The organism is Sphingomonas morindae (assembly GCF_023822065.1).
In the GTDB taxonomy this organism is placed as follows: Bacteria; Pseudomonadota; Alphaproteobacteria; order Sphingomonadales; family Sphingomonadaceae; genus Solisphingomonas; species Solisphingomonas morindae.
Window position 1 is genome coordinate 1094273 of record NZ_CP084930.1, and the last position, 13855, is coordinate 1108127.

Annotated in this window: 12 protein-coding genes; 1 reads left to right on the forward strand and 11 read right to left on the reverse strand. The window is 64.3% G+C overall.

Annotation, left to right across the window (positions count from 1 at the left end):
• Positions 1-144 precede the first annotated feature (144 nt).
• Genes LHA26_RS05345 through poxB form a run of 10 tightly spaced genes read right to left on the reverse strand, consistent with a single transcriptional unit; the run spans position 145 to position 12090 of the window.
• Entirely contained in the window at positions 145-1671 is a 1527-nt protein-coding gene (locus LHA26_RS05345) for an efflux transporter outer membrane subunit (protein WP_367890739.1), read from the reverse strand.
• Complete coding sequence (locus LHA26_RS05350; protein WP_252167701.1) at positions 1668-2651, reverse strand: efflux RND transporter periplasmic adaptor subunit; 984 nt, start codon at positions 2649-2651, stop codon at positions 1668-1670. The genes LHA26_RS05345 and LHA26_RS05350 overlap by 4 nt, the downstream gene beginning before the upstream one ends.
• On the reverse strand, positions 2648-2860 hold the full coding sequence (locus LHA26_RS05355; RefSeq protein WP_252167702.1) for a DUF1656 domain-containing protein: 213 nt from the start codon (positions 2858-2860) through the stop codon (positions 2648-2650). The genes LHA26_RS05350 and LHA26_RS05355 overlap by 4 nt, the downstream gene beginning before the upstream one ends.
• A complete protein-coding gene (locus LHA26_RS05360) occupies positions 2857-4965 on the reverse strand; it encodes an FUSC family protein (protein ID WP_252167703.1) in 2109 nt (702 codons plus the stop codon). Before LHA26_RS05360 ends, LHA26_RS05355 begins: the two co-directional genes overlap by 4 nt.
• A gap of 59 nt (positions 4966-5024) precedes the next feature.
• Positions 5025-5612 carry a LutC/YkgG family protein gene (locus tag LHA26_RS05365; RefSeq protein WP_252167704.1) on the reverse strand — a complete coding sequence of 196 codons (588 nt, stop codon included), beginning with the start codon at positions 5610-5612 and terminating at the stop codon, positions 5025-5027.
• A complete protein-coding gene (locus LHA26_RS05370; protein WP_252167705.1) occupies positions 5609-7168 on the reverse strand; it encodes a lactate utilization protein B in 1560 nt (519 codons plus the stop codon). The genes LHA26_RS05365 and LHA26_RS05370 overlap by 4 nt, the downstream gene beginning before the upstream one ends.
• Positions 7165-7908: a (Fe-S)-binding protein gene (locus LHA26_RS05375; RefSeq protein ID WP_252167706.1), complete on the reverse strand. Its 744-nt coding sequence runs from the start codon at positions 7906-7908 to the stop codon at positions 7165-7167. Before LHA26_RS05375 ends, LHA26_RS05370 begins: the two co-directional genes overlap by 4 nt.
• 17 nt (positions 7909-7925) lie before the next feature.
• Entirely contained in the window at positions 7926-8912 is a 987-nt protein-coding gene (gene cydB / locus LHA26_RS05380; RefSeq protein ID WP_252167707.1) for a cytochrome d ubiquinol oxidase subunit II, read from the reverse strand.
• A 4-nt stretch (positions 8913-8916) separates the two neighbouring features.
• A complete protein-coding gene (locus LHA26_RS05385) occupies positions 8917-10341 on the reverse strand; it encodes a cytochrome ubiquinol oxidase subunit I (RefSeq protein ID WP_252167708.1) in 1425 nt (474 codons plus the stop codon).
• 21 nt (positions 10342-10362) lie between these two features.
• Positions 10363-12090, reverse strand: a complete 1728-nt coding sequence (gene poxB, locus LHA26_RS05390) for a ubiquinone-dependent pyruvate dehydrogenase (RefSeq protein WP_252167709.1) — start codon at positions 12088-12090, stop codon at positions 10363-10365.
• A gap of 665 nt (positions 12091-12755) precedes the next feature.
• On the opposite strand from poxB, the gene LHA26_RS05395 reads away from it, so the two are divergent.
• A complete protein-coding gene (locus LHA26_RS05395; protein WP_252167710.1) occupies positions 12756-12995 on the forward strand; it encodes a hypothetical protein in 240 nt (79 codons plus the stop codon).
• A gap of 238 nt (positions 12996-13233) precedes the next feature.
• Here LHA26_RS05395 and LHA26_RS05400 read toward each other — a convergent pair whose 3' ends face one another.
• The gene (locus LHA26_RS05400; protein ID WP_252167711.1) at positions 13234-13656 is read right to left on the reverse strand and encodes a DUF427 domain-containing protein; all 423 of its coding nucleotides are present in this window, start codon (positions 13654-13656) and stop codon (positions 13234-13236) included.
• Positions 13657-13855: the final 199 nt, after the last annotated feature.

The following is a 13855-nucleotide window of genomic DNA, read 5'->3' on the forward strand; positions in this document are numbered from 1 at the left end:
TACCCCGCTTCTAGGGAGGCGTGATACCGATAGGCGGATCAATCTGTCCCGCTTGATCGGGTATACATGCCTCATTGCCATGTCCAGAAGACAAACTATCCCGCAAGCAGGTTGCCTCACCACCCCGCTCTCCGCTCGGCGGCCTCAGTCGCCTCCCCTGCGCTGATCCGGGGAGTTTCTGCGAGTGCCGTTGCGGCTCGGGTCGGGGCCGCGCCTGCGTGTGACGACTACGTCGTCGAGCGGTGTCTCAAGCGGCTGCGGCGCGTCCTGCCATCCGCCACCAAGCGCTAGGAACAGATCGACCTGACGATCCGCCAGTTGCGCGGTCGCGTCCGCCAGCATCGCATCGGCCTGAATGAGCGTCCGTTCTGCATCCAGCGTGTCGATGAACTCCCCAATTCCGCCGGCATATAGCCGCTTGGTATTTCGAGCGGCGATAGCGGCCTGATCGCGAGCCTCCATCAGGCTGCGCTCGTTCTCTATCTGCCTGGTCAAAGCGGACATGGAGGTTTCGGTTTCCCGCAGAGCGGCGAGGACGGTTCCGTCGAAAGCGGCCAGGTCGGCACGGGCCAGAGCATTTGCTTGGGCAACTTCCGCCCTTGCCACTGCCACGTTCGGGAAGCTCCAGCTCACGAGAGGGCCGAGCTTGCCGCTGAAGGCCCGATCGCGAAGGATGTCCCCTGCCCTCGTTGCGACGGTCCCCAAGTCGCCACCCAAGGTGATCGAGGGGTATAGCGCGGCGGTAGTGACTCCGATCGCAGCAACCTCGCCCGCCAGCCGCCGCTCGGCCTGCCTGATATCCGGCCGCCGCCGGAGCAGGGCGGCACCATCGCCAGTCGGGATAGGCCTTCTCACGACGGCAGGTGACGCGCATCCAGATACGGCGATCGGCACCTGCTCCGGCGGATCACCGGTCAGCGTCGCGAGCAAGTAGAGGGCAGCCCGTTGCCGAGCCACATAGGTCGGGCGATCCGCCTCCGTCTGCGCGAGCAGTGCGCGAGCGCGGACGACGTCGTTGATACCCGAGATGCCTCCTCGGAACCGGCGATCCGAGACTGACACGATGTCGCGCGCGAGCTCTATAGAGCGATCGTTCACGGCGATCTGATTCCCGGTCGCGCAAACGGCGGAATAGGCGCGTGCGACCTGCGCGGCGACGTTGATCCTGGTGAGGTCAAGGGCGGCGCGCGCAACATCTACCTCCGCCCTCCCCGATTCGACGTTGCGCCGGAGTCGGCCAAAAAGATCGAGATCGTAGGATATGGCCTCGGCGAATGCGTAAACCGGGCGGGGCTTCAGCGCTTTCGTCGCGCCGGCCGCGTCCGCCGAGCCCTGACCGTAGGTTGCGCTTCCCGTGAAGGTCGATTGCGGCGTGCGTTCCAGCTCGATCGCGCGCATGGCCGACTGTGTGGCTTCCAATGTCGCGAGCGCCTTCCGCAGATCCGCGTTGCGTATGAGCGCCTTGGTTATCAGGGCGTCGAGGGCGGGCACGTCGTACATTTGCCACCATCGGTCTGGTAGTGGCTCGGATGTGAAAGCGGTCGACGTTCCCTCGACCAGTGGTGGCGCGGATCTGGTTTCCGCAAGTATCGCGGGGCGGCGGTAATCTGGTCCGACCGTACAAGCTCCGGCAAGCAGCCCTACCGCCACAACCCAATTTCTCGCGCTCACGGTAAATCGACCCTGCCGATGGCAATTCGCGGCGGCGCTGATGGACGGAAGAGCGGGGCCTTGTTCGCCCGGTGGATCGGCGTGGCAGGCAGGCCGGCTGGCGTGACCCGCTCCGCATTTGGCCGGATCGTGACAGTAGCCGTGCGCCCGGCGACGAGGCGCACACCTTCCGGCACTTGATCGATGACGATGCGGACCGGGACTCTTTGCGCGAGGCGGACCCAGGAAAAGGTCGGATTTACGTTGGGTAGAAGAGCGGCCGAGCCACTGTCCTCGCGGTCGGCTATGCCAGCCGACAAGCTGTCCACGTGGCCCCGTATCGGCTGCTCGTCCCCGAGCAGAGTTATCGTCGCCTGATCGCCTAGTCGAAGGCCGTGGAGCTTCGTCTCTTCGAAATACCCGAGCACGTAGTAGCTGTCGACGTCCAGCAGGGCGAACCGCGGGCTGCCAGCTGCGACATAGTCGCCCGGGCGCAACGTGAAGCCGGTGACGTAGCCGTCGACGCGCGCACGCACGTCCGACCTTGCAAGATTGATGCGGGCGACCCGGAGGTCGGCCAGCGCCTGTCGAACTGAGGCTCGGTCGATATCGGCGGCCGTAACCCGCTGGTCCCTCACCTCGCGACTGACCAGGTCGCCCAAGGCTACGTAGCGCTGGCGTTCCCGGATGGCGTCCACAAGGGATGCGCGCGCACGAGCCACGGCGGCCGCCGCCTGCTCCATCTGCGCGGCGTAGCGCTCCTTGTCGACGACGAACAGGATCTGCCCGGCCCGTACGAACTGGTTGTCGTGCACCGCGACCCGGGTGACCAATCCGGAGACGTCGGCCGCGACCTGGACGCTGTCGGCACGCAGCTTCCCATCACGGGTCCAGGGATAATCCTGGTAGCGATGCCAGACAGAGATGAGTGCCCCCACTGCCGCCGCCGCGAAGACGAGCGTGACGAGGATCCGGCCAATCTGCGGCAGCGCTCGGCTCATCGAGCCACTCCAACCAGCGGCGCCCCCGCGAGGAGCGCGAGCAGGATGCAGAAGATCGCGACCTCGACGAGAGGACGGTGCCAGACGAACCGATAAAACCCGCTTCGCACAAGCAGCACCGAGAGCAATGCCGTCAGGAACAGTGCAAGTGCCACCTCGGGAATGATCGGCGAGAGGTACACGCCTCCGATGGCGAACTGGGCCGTCACGCAGCACTTTCTCGCGGGTCCGCAACGATCGGTTCGGCGGCCAGCGTCATCCGCAAGGAGGCCAGCGAGCCGCACAACTCGGCAGCGGCCAAGTTGCCGCTCTCCCGCGCCAGCGAGGTCCATACCCGCTCGACGAGTGCGAGCGACGGGGTGGGACCGGTCTTCTCTGCGCTGAACCGTCGAGCGATCGCGCGGCGCAGGTCGGCGATCGCGTCGCGGGTCGGCGCGGCCACTTCGTTCTGGTGTGTTCTGAGGCAACGTAGAGCGGCGGCGGTGAGGAACGCCTTGAGCAGCGCCTCGAAGCCGGTCGGATCGTCGTGCGGTAGCCCCGGCGCGATCACGCCGTATTGTGCGATCCTATCGATGCTGAGCGAGACAAAACGATCCTCGTCCGGCAGGATGCGAGCACTCGCCATCTCGACGACTTCGCTGCGCTGACTGCCAATCAGCCGCCGAGCCACGAAAGACGGACGGTCAAAGCTGCAAACATGAAGTGAGGCGACGCTGAACAGGCCTGCGGCAAGGCAGGCGAACAGGATATGCAAGGTCGTGTCGTAGTCCGGTACATAGGCGTTCTGAAGACCAAGGAAGGCGAACGTATTCGCGATGACCAGGATGGCAGCCGGCGCCATGCCCATCATCGCGCCCAGCGGGAGCTGGATCATGGTGAGCACGCCGATCAGGACAGGGAAGGCAGTGACGCGTGGCAGAATGCCCACCTCATAGGTGAGCGCGATCATTCCGGCGACCGCCAGCCAAAGGCAGATGCCGGTCGAAGAAACCAGTGCGCCGGAGGTGCCGAGAACAAAGCCTAGCGAGACGTAGACGAACAGAAGCGAGTAGGCGCCATCACTCCAAGCCGTGGCATACCAGGCGATAGCGGCCGCGGTCAGCGCCAGCGCCAAGGGCGCGACGTCGAAAGCGCCGAGCAGGTAATCGACGCTTCGCACCGGACGTGCGTGCCGGCCGTCCCCCCGCAGTTCGCTTGGGACGGAGCCGGTCGTTGCCACGCATTGAAGTAGACTTTCCAGGCGACACCAATGACCGACGAGTTCGGAGAGGCGGATACGCGCGAATGAGCAGAGCAAATCGGGCACATCCTCAAGCGCCGCCGCATCCCTGCTCGCCTCTGACAACCTGTCCCGCAATCGGCAGCCTCGAACAATATGATCCTCGATCGCCCCGCTTCCGTAATCGAGGCGCTCGAGCAGCCACTCTCGGACCTCCGCCTGGTCCCGGTCCATCGAGCCAACATCCGCTCGGCCCTGGTGATCGGCTTGCAGCCAAAGGTCCGCCGAGGCGAGGTGGGCTATGATGTGGGCGATAGTCATCCTGAGCAGCCGGAGCTCACTATGCCGCGGCGGTCGCGCCACGATATCATATGGCAGCTGCACGAACAGCGCGTCGAGCGGGGCCAGCAGGCCGGCAAGCCGGCACAGGCTCTCGCGGGAATTCCAGCGCGACGGCGCGTCATGCACGGCATGGGGTGCCAGCCAGACGTTCGCCAACTCGGCCGCCTGTCGCCGCCATTCCGTCATCTTGGCCAGGAAGTCGGGCGTGGCGGCACGCGGCAGGATCAGACTGTCGACCAACAGGATGGCAAGGATGCCGAGGCTGCTCTCCGCAACTCGGGTGGCGGCGAAGAAAAAGATGCTTCCCGGTGCCTCGACGTGGACGACGCCGATCACGCAGATCGTCAGCGAAGCGGAGACCCACATGTAGGCGGCGGGCGTGCGGTCGAGCTTGGCGGGGTAATAGGTGGCGACAACAGCGAGAATGAGCACCGTCACAAGGACGCCGATGTTGCTGCCGAATGTCGAAGCGAGCAGGACCGCAGTCACCCCTCCCATCGCGGTGCCCGCCAGGCGGAACAGGGCACGCGAGCGAAACGCTCCGGTGCCGGGTTGAACCAGGAGCACGTAGATCGTGAGGGCGGACCAGTAGGGATTGTCGAGGTTCTGGCTGAAGCCGATTGCCAGCGAAATGGCGACGGCGAGGGCCGCCTTTACGGAAAGCAGGAGGTCGTCCAGCTTAGGCGTGCGAAGCGCCCGGATCGTTCCATGGACGCTGAACGGGGGAGCAGGAACAGCGGCTCTGGTCGACATCGATCGTCTTCGGGCTCGTGCTTCGATGGGATCTCTCCGCAGGCGCTACGGCCAGTCTTCTAGCGGGCGACCAATGCGACTTGGAGCGAGCGCACTCCCTGTGCACCGTGGATCAACACGCCCTCGATATCCGCAGTGGCCGACGGCCCGGTCTGGAAGACGGCGTAATGCACCCGTCGCCACTCCAGGCGACGATAGGCGTGATGAACATTCGGGACGATGTCGGCCGGATCAACGAGGACGATCAGGTGCTGGGGTAGATAGCCGAGCGTGTTGATTCGGAGCTGCTCCTCGGTCAGGCACACCGATCCCGTTTCGGCGATCGCGAATGCCGCCCGCACGATGCCGACGTCCACGTCGGCAAGATCGGTCGGTTCGGTGGAAGCCGTGATCTGCTTGCTTCCGTCGATTTCGGGAACGGCGGAGCAGACCACCTTGGCGTCTCCGAGCCTCTCCTTCACGAAGGCAATCGGATCGGATCCGTCGGTCACCAACAGTTCGCCGCCCATGCGTTCGAGCGCCTCACCGAAGGCGTTGATGAGGTCGCGGGGCGCGTTCCCGTCGAAGAGAGGCACCAGCGGATCTGGCCGATCTATCCGGGGCAGGTGCGCCCGGACGGAGGCGAGGATTTCGTCACGCGCGCTCACGCCTTCGTCTCCCGATTGTCCTTGTACCACTGATGGAAGGTCTGCTTGGGTGCATGGGGCACCTCGCGGCCCCTCCCCCAGGTATTCATCCGGTTGTAGATGACGAAGCGCGGGAGATGGCGAAGCGCGCTGTTCGCCACGGGAAGCGCTGCCCGGTAGAGCGCCGGATTGGCGAGCAGGGCGCCCGCCGCCTTCATCATCCCCTTCTTCAGCAACGGCAGCTCATGCGTCTCCGCCAGCACCTTGCGCCAGTCCGCGATCTGCTCGTGAATGTTGATCTTCACTGGGCAGACGTTCGTGCAGCTGCCGTTGAGGGTCGAGGCGAAAGGCAGGTTGCTGTACTTGCGAGCGCTGAAGGTGGGATCGAGGATCAGTCCGATCGGTCCGGCGTAGGTGGCGCCGTAGCTGAGGCCGCCGCTGCGACGGAAGACCGGGCATGTGTTCATGCAGGCTCCGCAGCGAATGCACTTCAGCGACGACCAGAACTTCTCCATGCCGAGCCGGTCGGAGCGACCGTTGTCGACCAGCACGATGTGCATCTCGCCGCCTCGGCGTGGACCGCGGAAATAGGACGTGTACTGCGTGAGCGGGGAGCCGAGCGCTGACCGCGACAGCATCCGGACGAATACGGCCAAGTGGTCCATCGTCGGGATCACCTTCTCGATCCCGGCCGAGACGATGTGGAGCGGCGGCGTGTTGGCGGAAAGGTCGGCGTTGCCCTCGTTGGTGCAGACCACCACCGCACCGGTCTCAGCGACCGCGAAGTTGCAGCCGGTCATGCCGGCGTCCGCCGACAGGATCAGCGGTCGCGTCGCTTCGCGCTGCCGCTCGGCAAGGTAGTGTACGTCATCGTTGTCCGGGTCCGATCCGAGCTTCTCGGCGAACACCGCGGCGACGTCCGTCCGCAGCTTGTGCACCGCGGGCACCACCACGTGGCTCGGAGCCTCGCCATCAAGCTGTTGAATGCGCTCGCCGAGATCTGTCTCTATGACCTCGACCTCGTGCTCCTTCATGAAGTCCCGGAAGTTGCACTCCTCGGTGAGCATCGACTTGCTCTTGATCAGTCGCTTGGCTCCGTGATCGCGCAGGATGCCGAGGACGATCCGATTATGCTCCTCGCCGTCGCGAGCCCAGTGGACGTGGATACCCTGGGCGCGGGCGTTGGTTTCGAACTGATCAAGGTACTTGTCCAGATTGGCGAGGGTGTGCTCCTTGATCGCGGAGGCGAGGTTGCGCAGTTCCTCCCATTCCGGGAGGCCGTGCGTCTCGCGGTCACGCTTTTGACGAAGATCCCATAGCCGCTCGTCGTGCATCTTCTCGTGCTCGGTCGCGCCGATGAACCGGTCCGCCGCCTCGGCTTGATCAACGGGGCGGTCGCCTTTGATCACCGCGCCACGAGGTTGGGCTTCTGGCGTCCGAGACCGGAGCGGCTTGGACTGGCCCTCGGCGTGATCGAGCCGCCTGCCGCCTCGCTGCGCGCCCTCGCCGGGCCCCGGATCCAGCATCTCCGGATGAAGCATGGCGTCGCGACGGAGCGTATGCTGCGGGTCGGTCATGCCTTGGCTCCGTTCAGGATCTGAGCGATGTGGATGTAGCGGAGCGGGAGCCCGAGGCGCTCGGCGCATCCCTGCTGATGCAGCATGCAGGAGCTGTCGGACGAGGTGACGTATTCCGCCCGGCTCTGATGTTGGTCCTTCACCTTGTCGTGACCCATCTTCGCCGAAACACCTTCTTCGAAGACCGAGAACGTCCCTCCGAAACCACAGCACTCGTCGGGCCGGGCGAGTTCCACGAATTCGAGGCCCTTCACCTTCTCCAGCAGGTTCCGGGGCTTGGAGAAGGGCACCTCGTGGAGTTCCGACATGCTGGCGAGGTGCAGTCCTCGAAGCGACTGGCAGTTATTGTGCAACGCCACCCTGTGCGGGAACTCGGCCCAGGGAAACTCGTCGATCTTCAGAATGTCGTGAAGAAACTCCACCAGTTCGTAGATCTTCCCACGAACACCCGTCACCTCCTCGGTCTGCTCGATCGCGTCGAGGTTGAAGCGGACTTGATGGACGCAACTGCCGGATGGCCCGACGATGTAGTCATAAGGAGCGAAGTTTCGGACGAACAATGCTTCCGTCGCCGCGGACTCCTCGTGACACCCAGTGTTGGTCATAGGCTGACCACAGCACGTCTGGTCGATCGGATATTCGACATCGCAGCCGAGACGCTCGAGGAGCTGGAGCGTCGCTATTCCGACCTCGGGATGGAAGGCATCGACGTAGCAGGGAACAAACAATCCGACGCGCATGACTCGACTCCGCCTGCTCAGAGGTAATTTGTTTCGGGATCAATCTTGCCGCGGAAGACGCGGTAGACGACGGCCGTGTAGATCAGGGTTATCGGCAGTACGACGACGCCTGCTCCCCAGAAGAGGAAAGCGAGACTGGCGTGCGGCGCCGCCGCCTGATCGATCGTCACGCTGAAGGGCACCATGTACGGCAGGAAGGACGCCACGAGCGTCCCGAACGCCGAGCCGAAGATCAACATGCCCATCGGGTAGAGAGCGCCGTCGTAACGGCGCCGAATCGCGACGGCCAGCACGGTGGATGCTGCAAGGCCAATCGCTGGAAACGTCATCATGGCAGGCCGCTCCGACCACCGGTGCAGCACGCGAAGGTCGAGGCCGATCGCGTAGGTGAAGGCCAAGAGGAGGAAGACCAGCACCGCCGCCAGGAGCCGAGGCAGATATCGATATCCGAGATCGCGGACCTCGCCTTCGGTCTTGGCGCAGAGCCAGGCCGCTCCGAGCAGCGCGTAGCCGAAGACGAGCCCAAGGCCGCAGAGGATCGCGAATGGACTGAACCAGCCGAAGGCGCCGCCGACATATTGGCCTCCCCTGACCGGAAGCTCCTGCACGAGGGCACCAATGGCGGCACCCTGCACGAACGCGATCAGGACAGAGCCGCCGGCGAAGCCGAGGTCCCACACATGTCGAAGACCGATCGACTTGTAGCGAAACTCGAAAGCAACGCCGCGCAGGATGATCGCCGCCAGCATGACAAGCAATGGCAGGTAGAAGGCGGAAAGAAGGAGCGCATACACGTGCGGAAAGGCGCCGAAAAGGATCGTCGCGGTCAGGACGAGCCAGGTCTCGTTGCCGTCCCAAACGGGTGCGATCACTCGCATCATCTGCCGCCTGGCCGCCTCATGGGGAGCGATGCCGAACAGCATGCCGACCCCGAGGTCGAAGCCGTCGAGCAGAACATACATGAGGAGCATCAGCCCGAGGGCGGCGGCCCAAAAGTCGATCATCGCCCTACTCCGCCGCGGCCAAGCCGGCCGCCGAATCCACTCCCGGACTGCTGCCGGGCACGGAGAGGGGCCGTTTGGGATTGGTCTCGGTGCCGAGATGTCCGGGCGCGGGGAAGGCGCCGGCCTTGAGCAATCGGTAGATGTAGATGGTGCCCGCCACGAAGATCAGCGCATACACCACCGCGAACACGATGAGGCTGGCCGCCACCTGCGGCGTCGTGAGGAAAGGCGTGGCCGCCCGCGCGGTTCTTACCTGGCCGTAGATCGTCCAGGGCTGTCGCCCGACCTCCGCCGTGAACCATCCCGTCAGCGTGGCGATGAAGCCGAGTGGAAAGGAGAAGAAGATGGACCACAGCAGCCACCGCGCCCGCTCGAGCCTGCCGAGCGCGTGGAGGACCGAGCCACTCCAGGCGAGTGCCAGCATCAGCAGGCCGCACCCGACCATGATGCGGAACGCGAGGAAGGGTATCGCCACGGGCGGCCGATCGGAAGGGGCCCAGTCCGTCAGGCCGACCTCCTTCGAGTTCAGCGTCGACGTTGCGATCAGACTTCCCAGATAGGGCACGCTCAGCGTGAACCGATTACGCTCGTTCTTCTGGTCCGGCCAGGCGATCAGCACTTCCGAGGCCGGCTGTTCGTCATGCCAGCGCGCCTCGATGGCGGCGAACTTCGTGGGCTGCCACTTGTGGACGTAGTCGCCCGTCAGGTGGCCGAAGAGAAGCTGAGCAGGCACGAGAATGGCGGCGAGGCCGAGGCCCATGCGCAGCATCGCGCGCGCCTCGACCTTGTTCATGCCACGCAACGCATACCACGCGCCGGTCGCGGCGATGCAGAACGAGGTTGTGACGTAGGCGGCGAGCACCATGTGCGGCACCCGGACCCACACGACCGGACTAAAGATGATTGCCGTCCAGCTCGTCGGCACGAACACCCCGTCCGGCCCCTGCACGAAACCGACCGGCGCCTGCATCCAGCTGTTGTTCACCATTATCCAAAAGGAGGACATGGTGGTGCCAAGGCACACCATCAGCGACGAGAAGAAGTAGAATCCTCTCGTAACTCTGTCGCGACCAAGCACGAGCACGCCGAAGAACGACGCCTCGATCGCGAAGGCCGTGAAGCTCTCGTAGCCAAGCAGCGGGCCTTGGATCGGTCCCGCGCGCCGCGACAGCTCGCTCCAATTCGTTCCAAATTGAAAGGCCATGACGATGCCCGAGACGACTCCGAGGCCGAAGGCGATGCCGAAGATACGCAGCCAGAATGAGAACAGCCGGTCATAAACCGGTGCCTTCAGGATCAGCGAGCAGCCCTGAAGGTAGGCGAGCCAAGCCGCAAGCCCGACGGTGAATGCAGGAAAGATGATGTGGAACGAGATCGTGAAGGCGAACTGGATTCGCGACAGAAGCAGCGGGGTGACGTCCATGGCCATCTCCGATCCCGTGTGCATCGATCAGCGAAGGAGGTTGGTTCGGGCTACGTCGACCACCTCGTTCCCGCGACCGTTAATCACCGCCCGCGCCAGCCAGAGACCGAAGCCCTTCGCCTGCTCGACGCCGATGTGCGGCGGCATCGAGAGCTCCTGGCGGGCGGTGACGGCATCGAGGAGCGCCGGTCCGGGGTGCGCCAGCACCTCGCGCATCGCCTCTTCGAGGTCCTCGGGATCCTCGACGCGCCTCGCGAACAGGCCGATGCTTCTGGCCATCTCCGCAAAGTCGGGATTCAGAAGGTCAACGCCCGCGTCGAGAAATCCCGCCGCCTTCATCTCCATCGAAACGAAACCGAGCGAGCCGTTGTTCAGCACGATGATCTTGACCGGAAGCTGGTGCTGCCGGAGCGTGAGAAGGTCGCCCATCAGCATGGCCAGTCCCCCGTCACCGGAGAAGGAGACGACCTGCCGGCCAGGAAAGGCAGATTGGGCGCCGATCGCTTGCGGAAGCGCATTGGCCATGGACCCGTGGTTCAACGAGCCGATCAGCCGGCGCCTGCCGTTGAGCTTGAGGTAACGCGCGGACCAGATGGTGGTGGTGCCCACGTCGAAGGTGAACACCGCATCGTCCGCCGCGGCTTCGCTCAGCGTCCGCGCGACATACTGCGGGTGCAGGGGACCACCGCGACGGCCGACGGCGAGATCATCCAGATCCTCGCGAGCCCTCCTGTAGTTAGCGAGGCTGTCTTCGAGGTGTGCGCTGTCCTTCCTCCTATCGAGCCGCGGCAGGAGTCCCTCGATCGTCCGGGCGACGTCGCCGATGACGCCAAGGTCGATCGGGCACCGCCGGCCCAGGCTTTCCGCCCGCACATCGACCTGTGCCACCTTGGCATCGGTCGGATAGAATTGGCGGTACGGGAAGTCCGTGCCGAGCATCAGCAACGTGTCGCAGTCGAGCATCGCGTGATAGCCGGACTTGAAGCCGATAAGACCGGTCATGCCGACGTCGTACGGGTTGTCCCATTCGACGCCCTCCTTTCCCCCCAAGGCGTGGACGATCGGCGACTGCAGCGCAGCAGCCAGCCGCATCAACTGCTGATGAGCGCCGAAGCAGCCACGCCCGCAAAGCAAAGTGACGCGGCTTGACTCGTTCAACAGCGTGGCGAGCTCGTCCAGCTGGCGGTCTTGGGGCCGGACGACCGGCGCGGCAGGGACGAGGGATTTGGATAGCCTGGTGCCGCTGGGCATCTCCATCAGGCCGACGTCCCCAGGCAACACGATCACCGCGACGCCGCGCTCCGCCACCGCGACGCGGATCGCCGTCTCAAGGACACCCGGCAGCTGCTCCGGGCTCGTGATCAGCTCGCAGAAATGGCTGCATTCCTGAAAGAGGTTCTGCGGGTGGGTTTCCTGGAAATAGGAGCGTCCGATCTCGGCGCTGGGGATCTGCGCCGCAATCGCCAGTACGGGCACACGCGAGCGGTGACAGTCGAACAGTCCGTTTATGAGGTGCAGATTGCCCGGGCCACATGACCCCGCGCAGACGGCCAGATCGCCCGTCAGGTGGGCATCGGCGCCGGCCGCGAAAGCCGCGACCTCCTCGTGACGCGTGTGGATCCAAGCCATGTCCTCGCGTTTGCGAAGCGCCTCGGTCATACCGTTCAGGCTATCACCGACGATGCCGTAGATCCGTCGCACGCCCGATTGGTGGAGAGCCTCGATCAGCAGGTCCGCGACATTCGTCTTGCCCATCTTCGCTTCCTTCGACCCAACTGCTTTGAAGATCCGGCGCTCTCGTCCCCAACGGCTCGGATCCGCCTGCAAATGCTCTTCGACCACCTTCGGATCGCCGTGCAACCGACACGCAACGGCAACGAATCTTATCGCAATCGTGGCGAATGGATGCTCGTGCCGCAGTCGTGCCTCGAGCAGATCGCTCGGTCCGCAGCTCATTTGCGACCGGGAATGGCGTGACTTTCTTGGAACAGCGGCCCGACAACATCGAGCCACGTGGATCGGTCGGATAAGGGATCCTGGATTGAGGCTACACGCGCTCGAGGGTCGAAAAGGCTGTCTTCGGAGGGAAGTGTTCACCCTGCTTGCGGCAAAGTTCTGCCGCGTTGCGATCGCATGGACCGGCGCAGCCTCCAAGCATAGCTCCCAATCAGCGCACCAATCTCGTTGCGCCTTTTTGAAGGAGGTAGGCAGCTTTGTCGGCGCGGCGGTCAGGGGTGCGCCCGGCAATATGACCGCCGTCGAGGTCGCGCTGATCCCCAACGACATGCGCGCTGGGCGCATTCCCTACTATGGGTGGGATCCGCTACCCGACCCCTTCCCCGGGGACTCCCTCATACGAACAGCGTGATGGTCGCCGCAGGGCGACCTCGATCACACCTGCACGACCCGTAGCAACCCAGATGACCAACGGCATCGTGACGGGGGTCAGCGCGGGCACCGGTGGTCGTCACCTGATCGTGAGGTCTGCGGATCGCTCCTGGCGATTCCACATGGCGGTGCCCGCCCAAGCGCCCGTTGTTCGCTACCTGCTGGCCGATCGCGCCGCGCTTGCGGTCGGATCGCGGGTGATGATCAAGACCATATCGGGCGGTGTCGCCGATCTCGTTTCGATCGGCAGGGGCGTCACTCCGCCAATGTGATCGCCGACCGGTCATTCTCATCCGGAACGACGATGAGATGAGCCCTCCTCGTATAGGCGCCCGATCTCACCGTCGCAGCTCGTCCGCTTTCCAGCCGTCAGGCGAGGAACTCGTCGATCACGATCGGAAGATGGCGCGTTTGGAGCGGGCCAAGCCAGCTTTCCGGATTAAATTGCGGGCGGCCGGGCGTCGCCAGCGCAGCGGCTTGATTCACGCCGGCGCGCCATCGATTCCCTCCTCACTCCTGAGGCATATCAACCCGTCCGGGGTAGAAGGCGATGTGGCCTCTGATGGCCGCGACGGCATCGAACGGCTCCTCGTAGGACCAGGCGATGTTCTCCATTCGACGGTCATCGGCAGAGCCATCGAAATAGGATGCGTCACCTTTGTAGGGACAGTGGGTCCGATGATCGCTGCCCGAGAGATAGGCGAAATCGACGTCGGCGCGCGGGATGTATTGGACTGGGGCGTAGGCGGCTTCCCGCAGAATGAGCGCGTTCGTCGTGTCTACAATTGTCTTACCGCCTAAACTCACCGTGACGCGCTTTCCATTTGGCTCGATCGTAAACGGATGGTCCGAGCCAGGTACCCGGCGATCTTGGTTCGGCATGAGACACTCCTCAATCTGGTGGCCATGAAATGGGCGCTGGGCGCGGTCCATGTCAACGACGAGCCTTTTCCATAATCGGCCTCTCGGCCTACCGACCCGCGTCCATGACAGCCGGCGGAGTGAGCGGGATCGTTCTTTCTCGAGCCTTGGCGGAGGCGGTCTCGGCATATGTGCTGCCACGTTCCGAGGCTCCAAACGTCGGCGCCTCGGCCAAGTGGCTTTGAACGGCGCCACGCTAACGAGCAGCTCC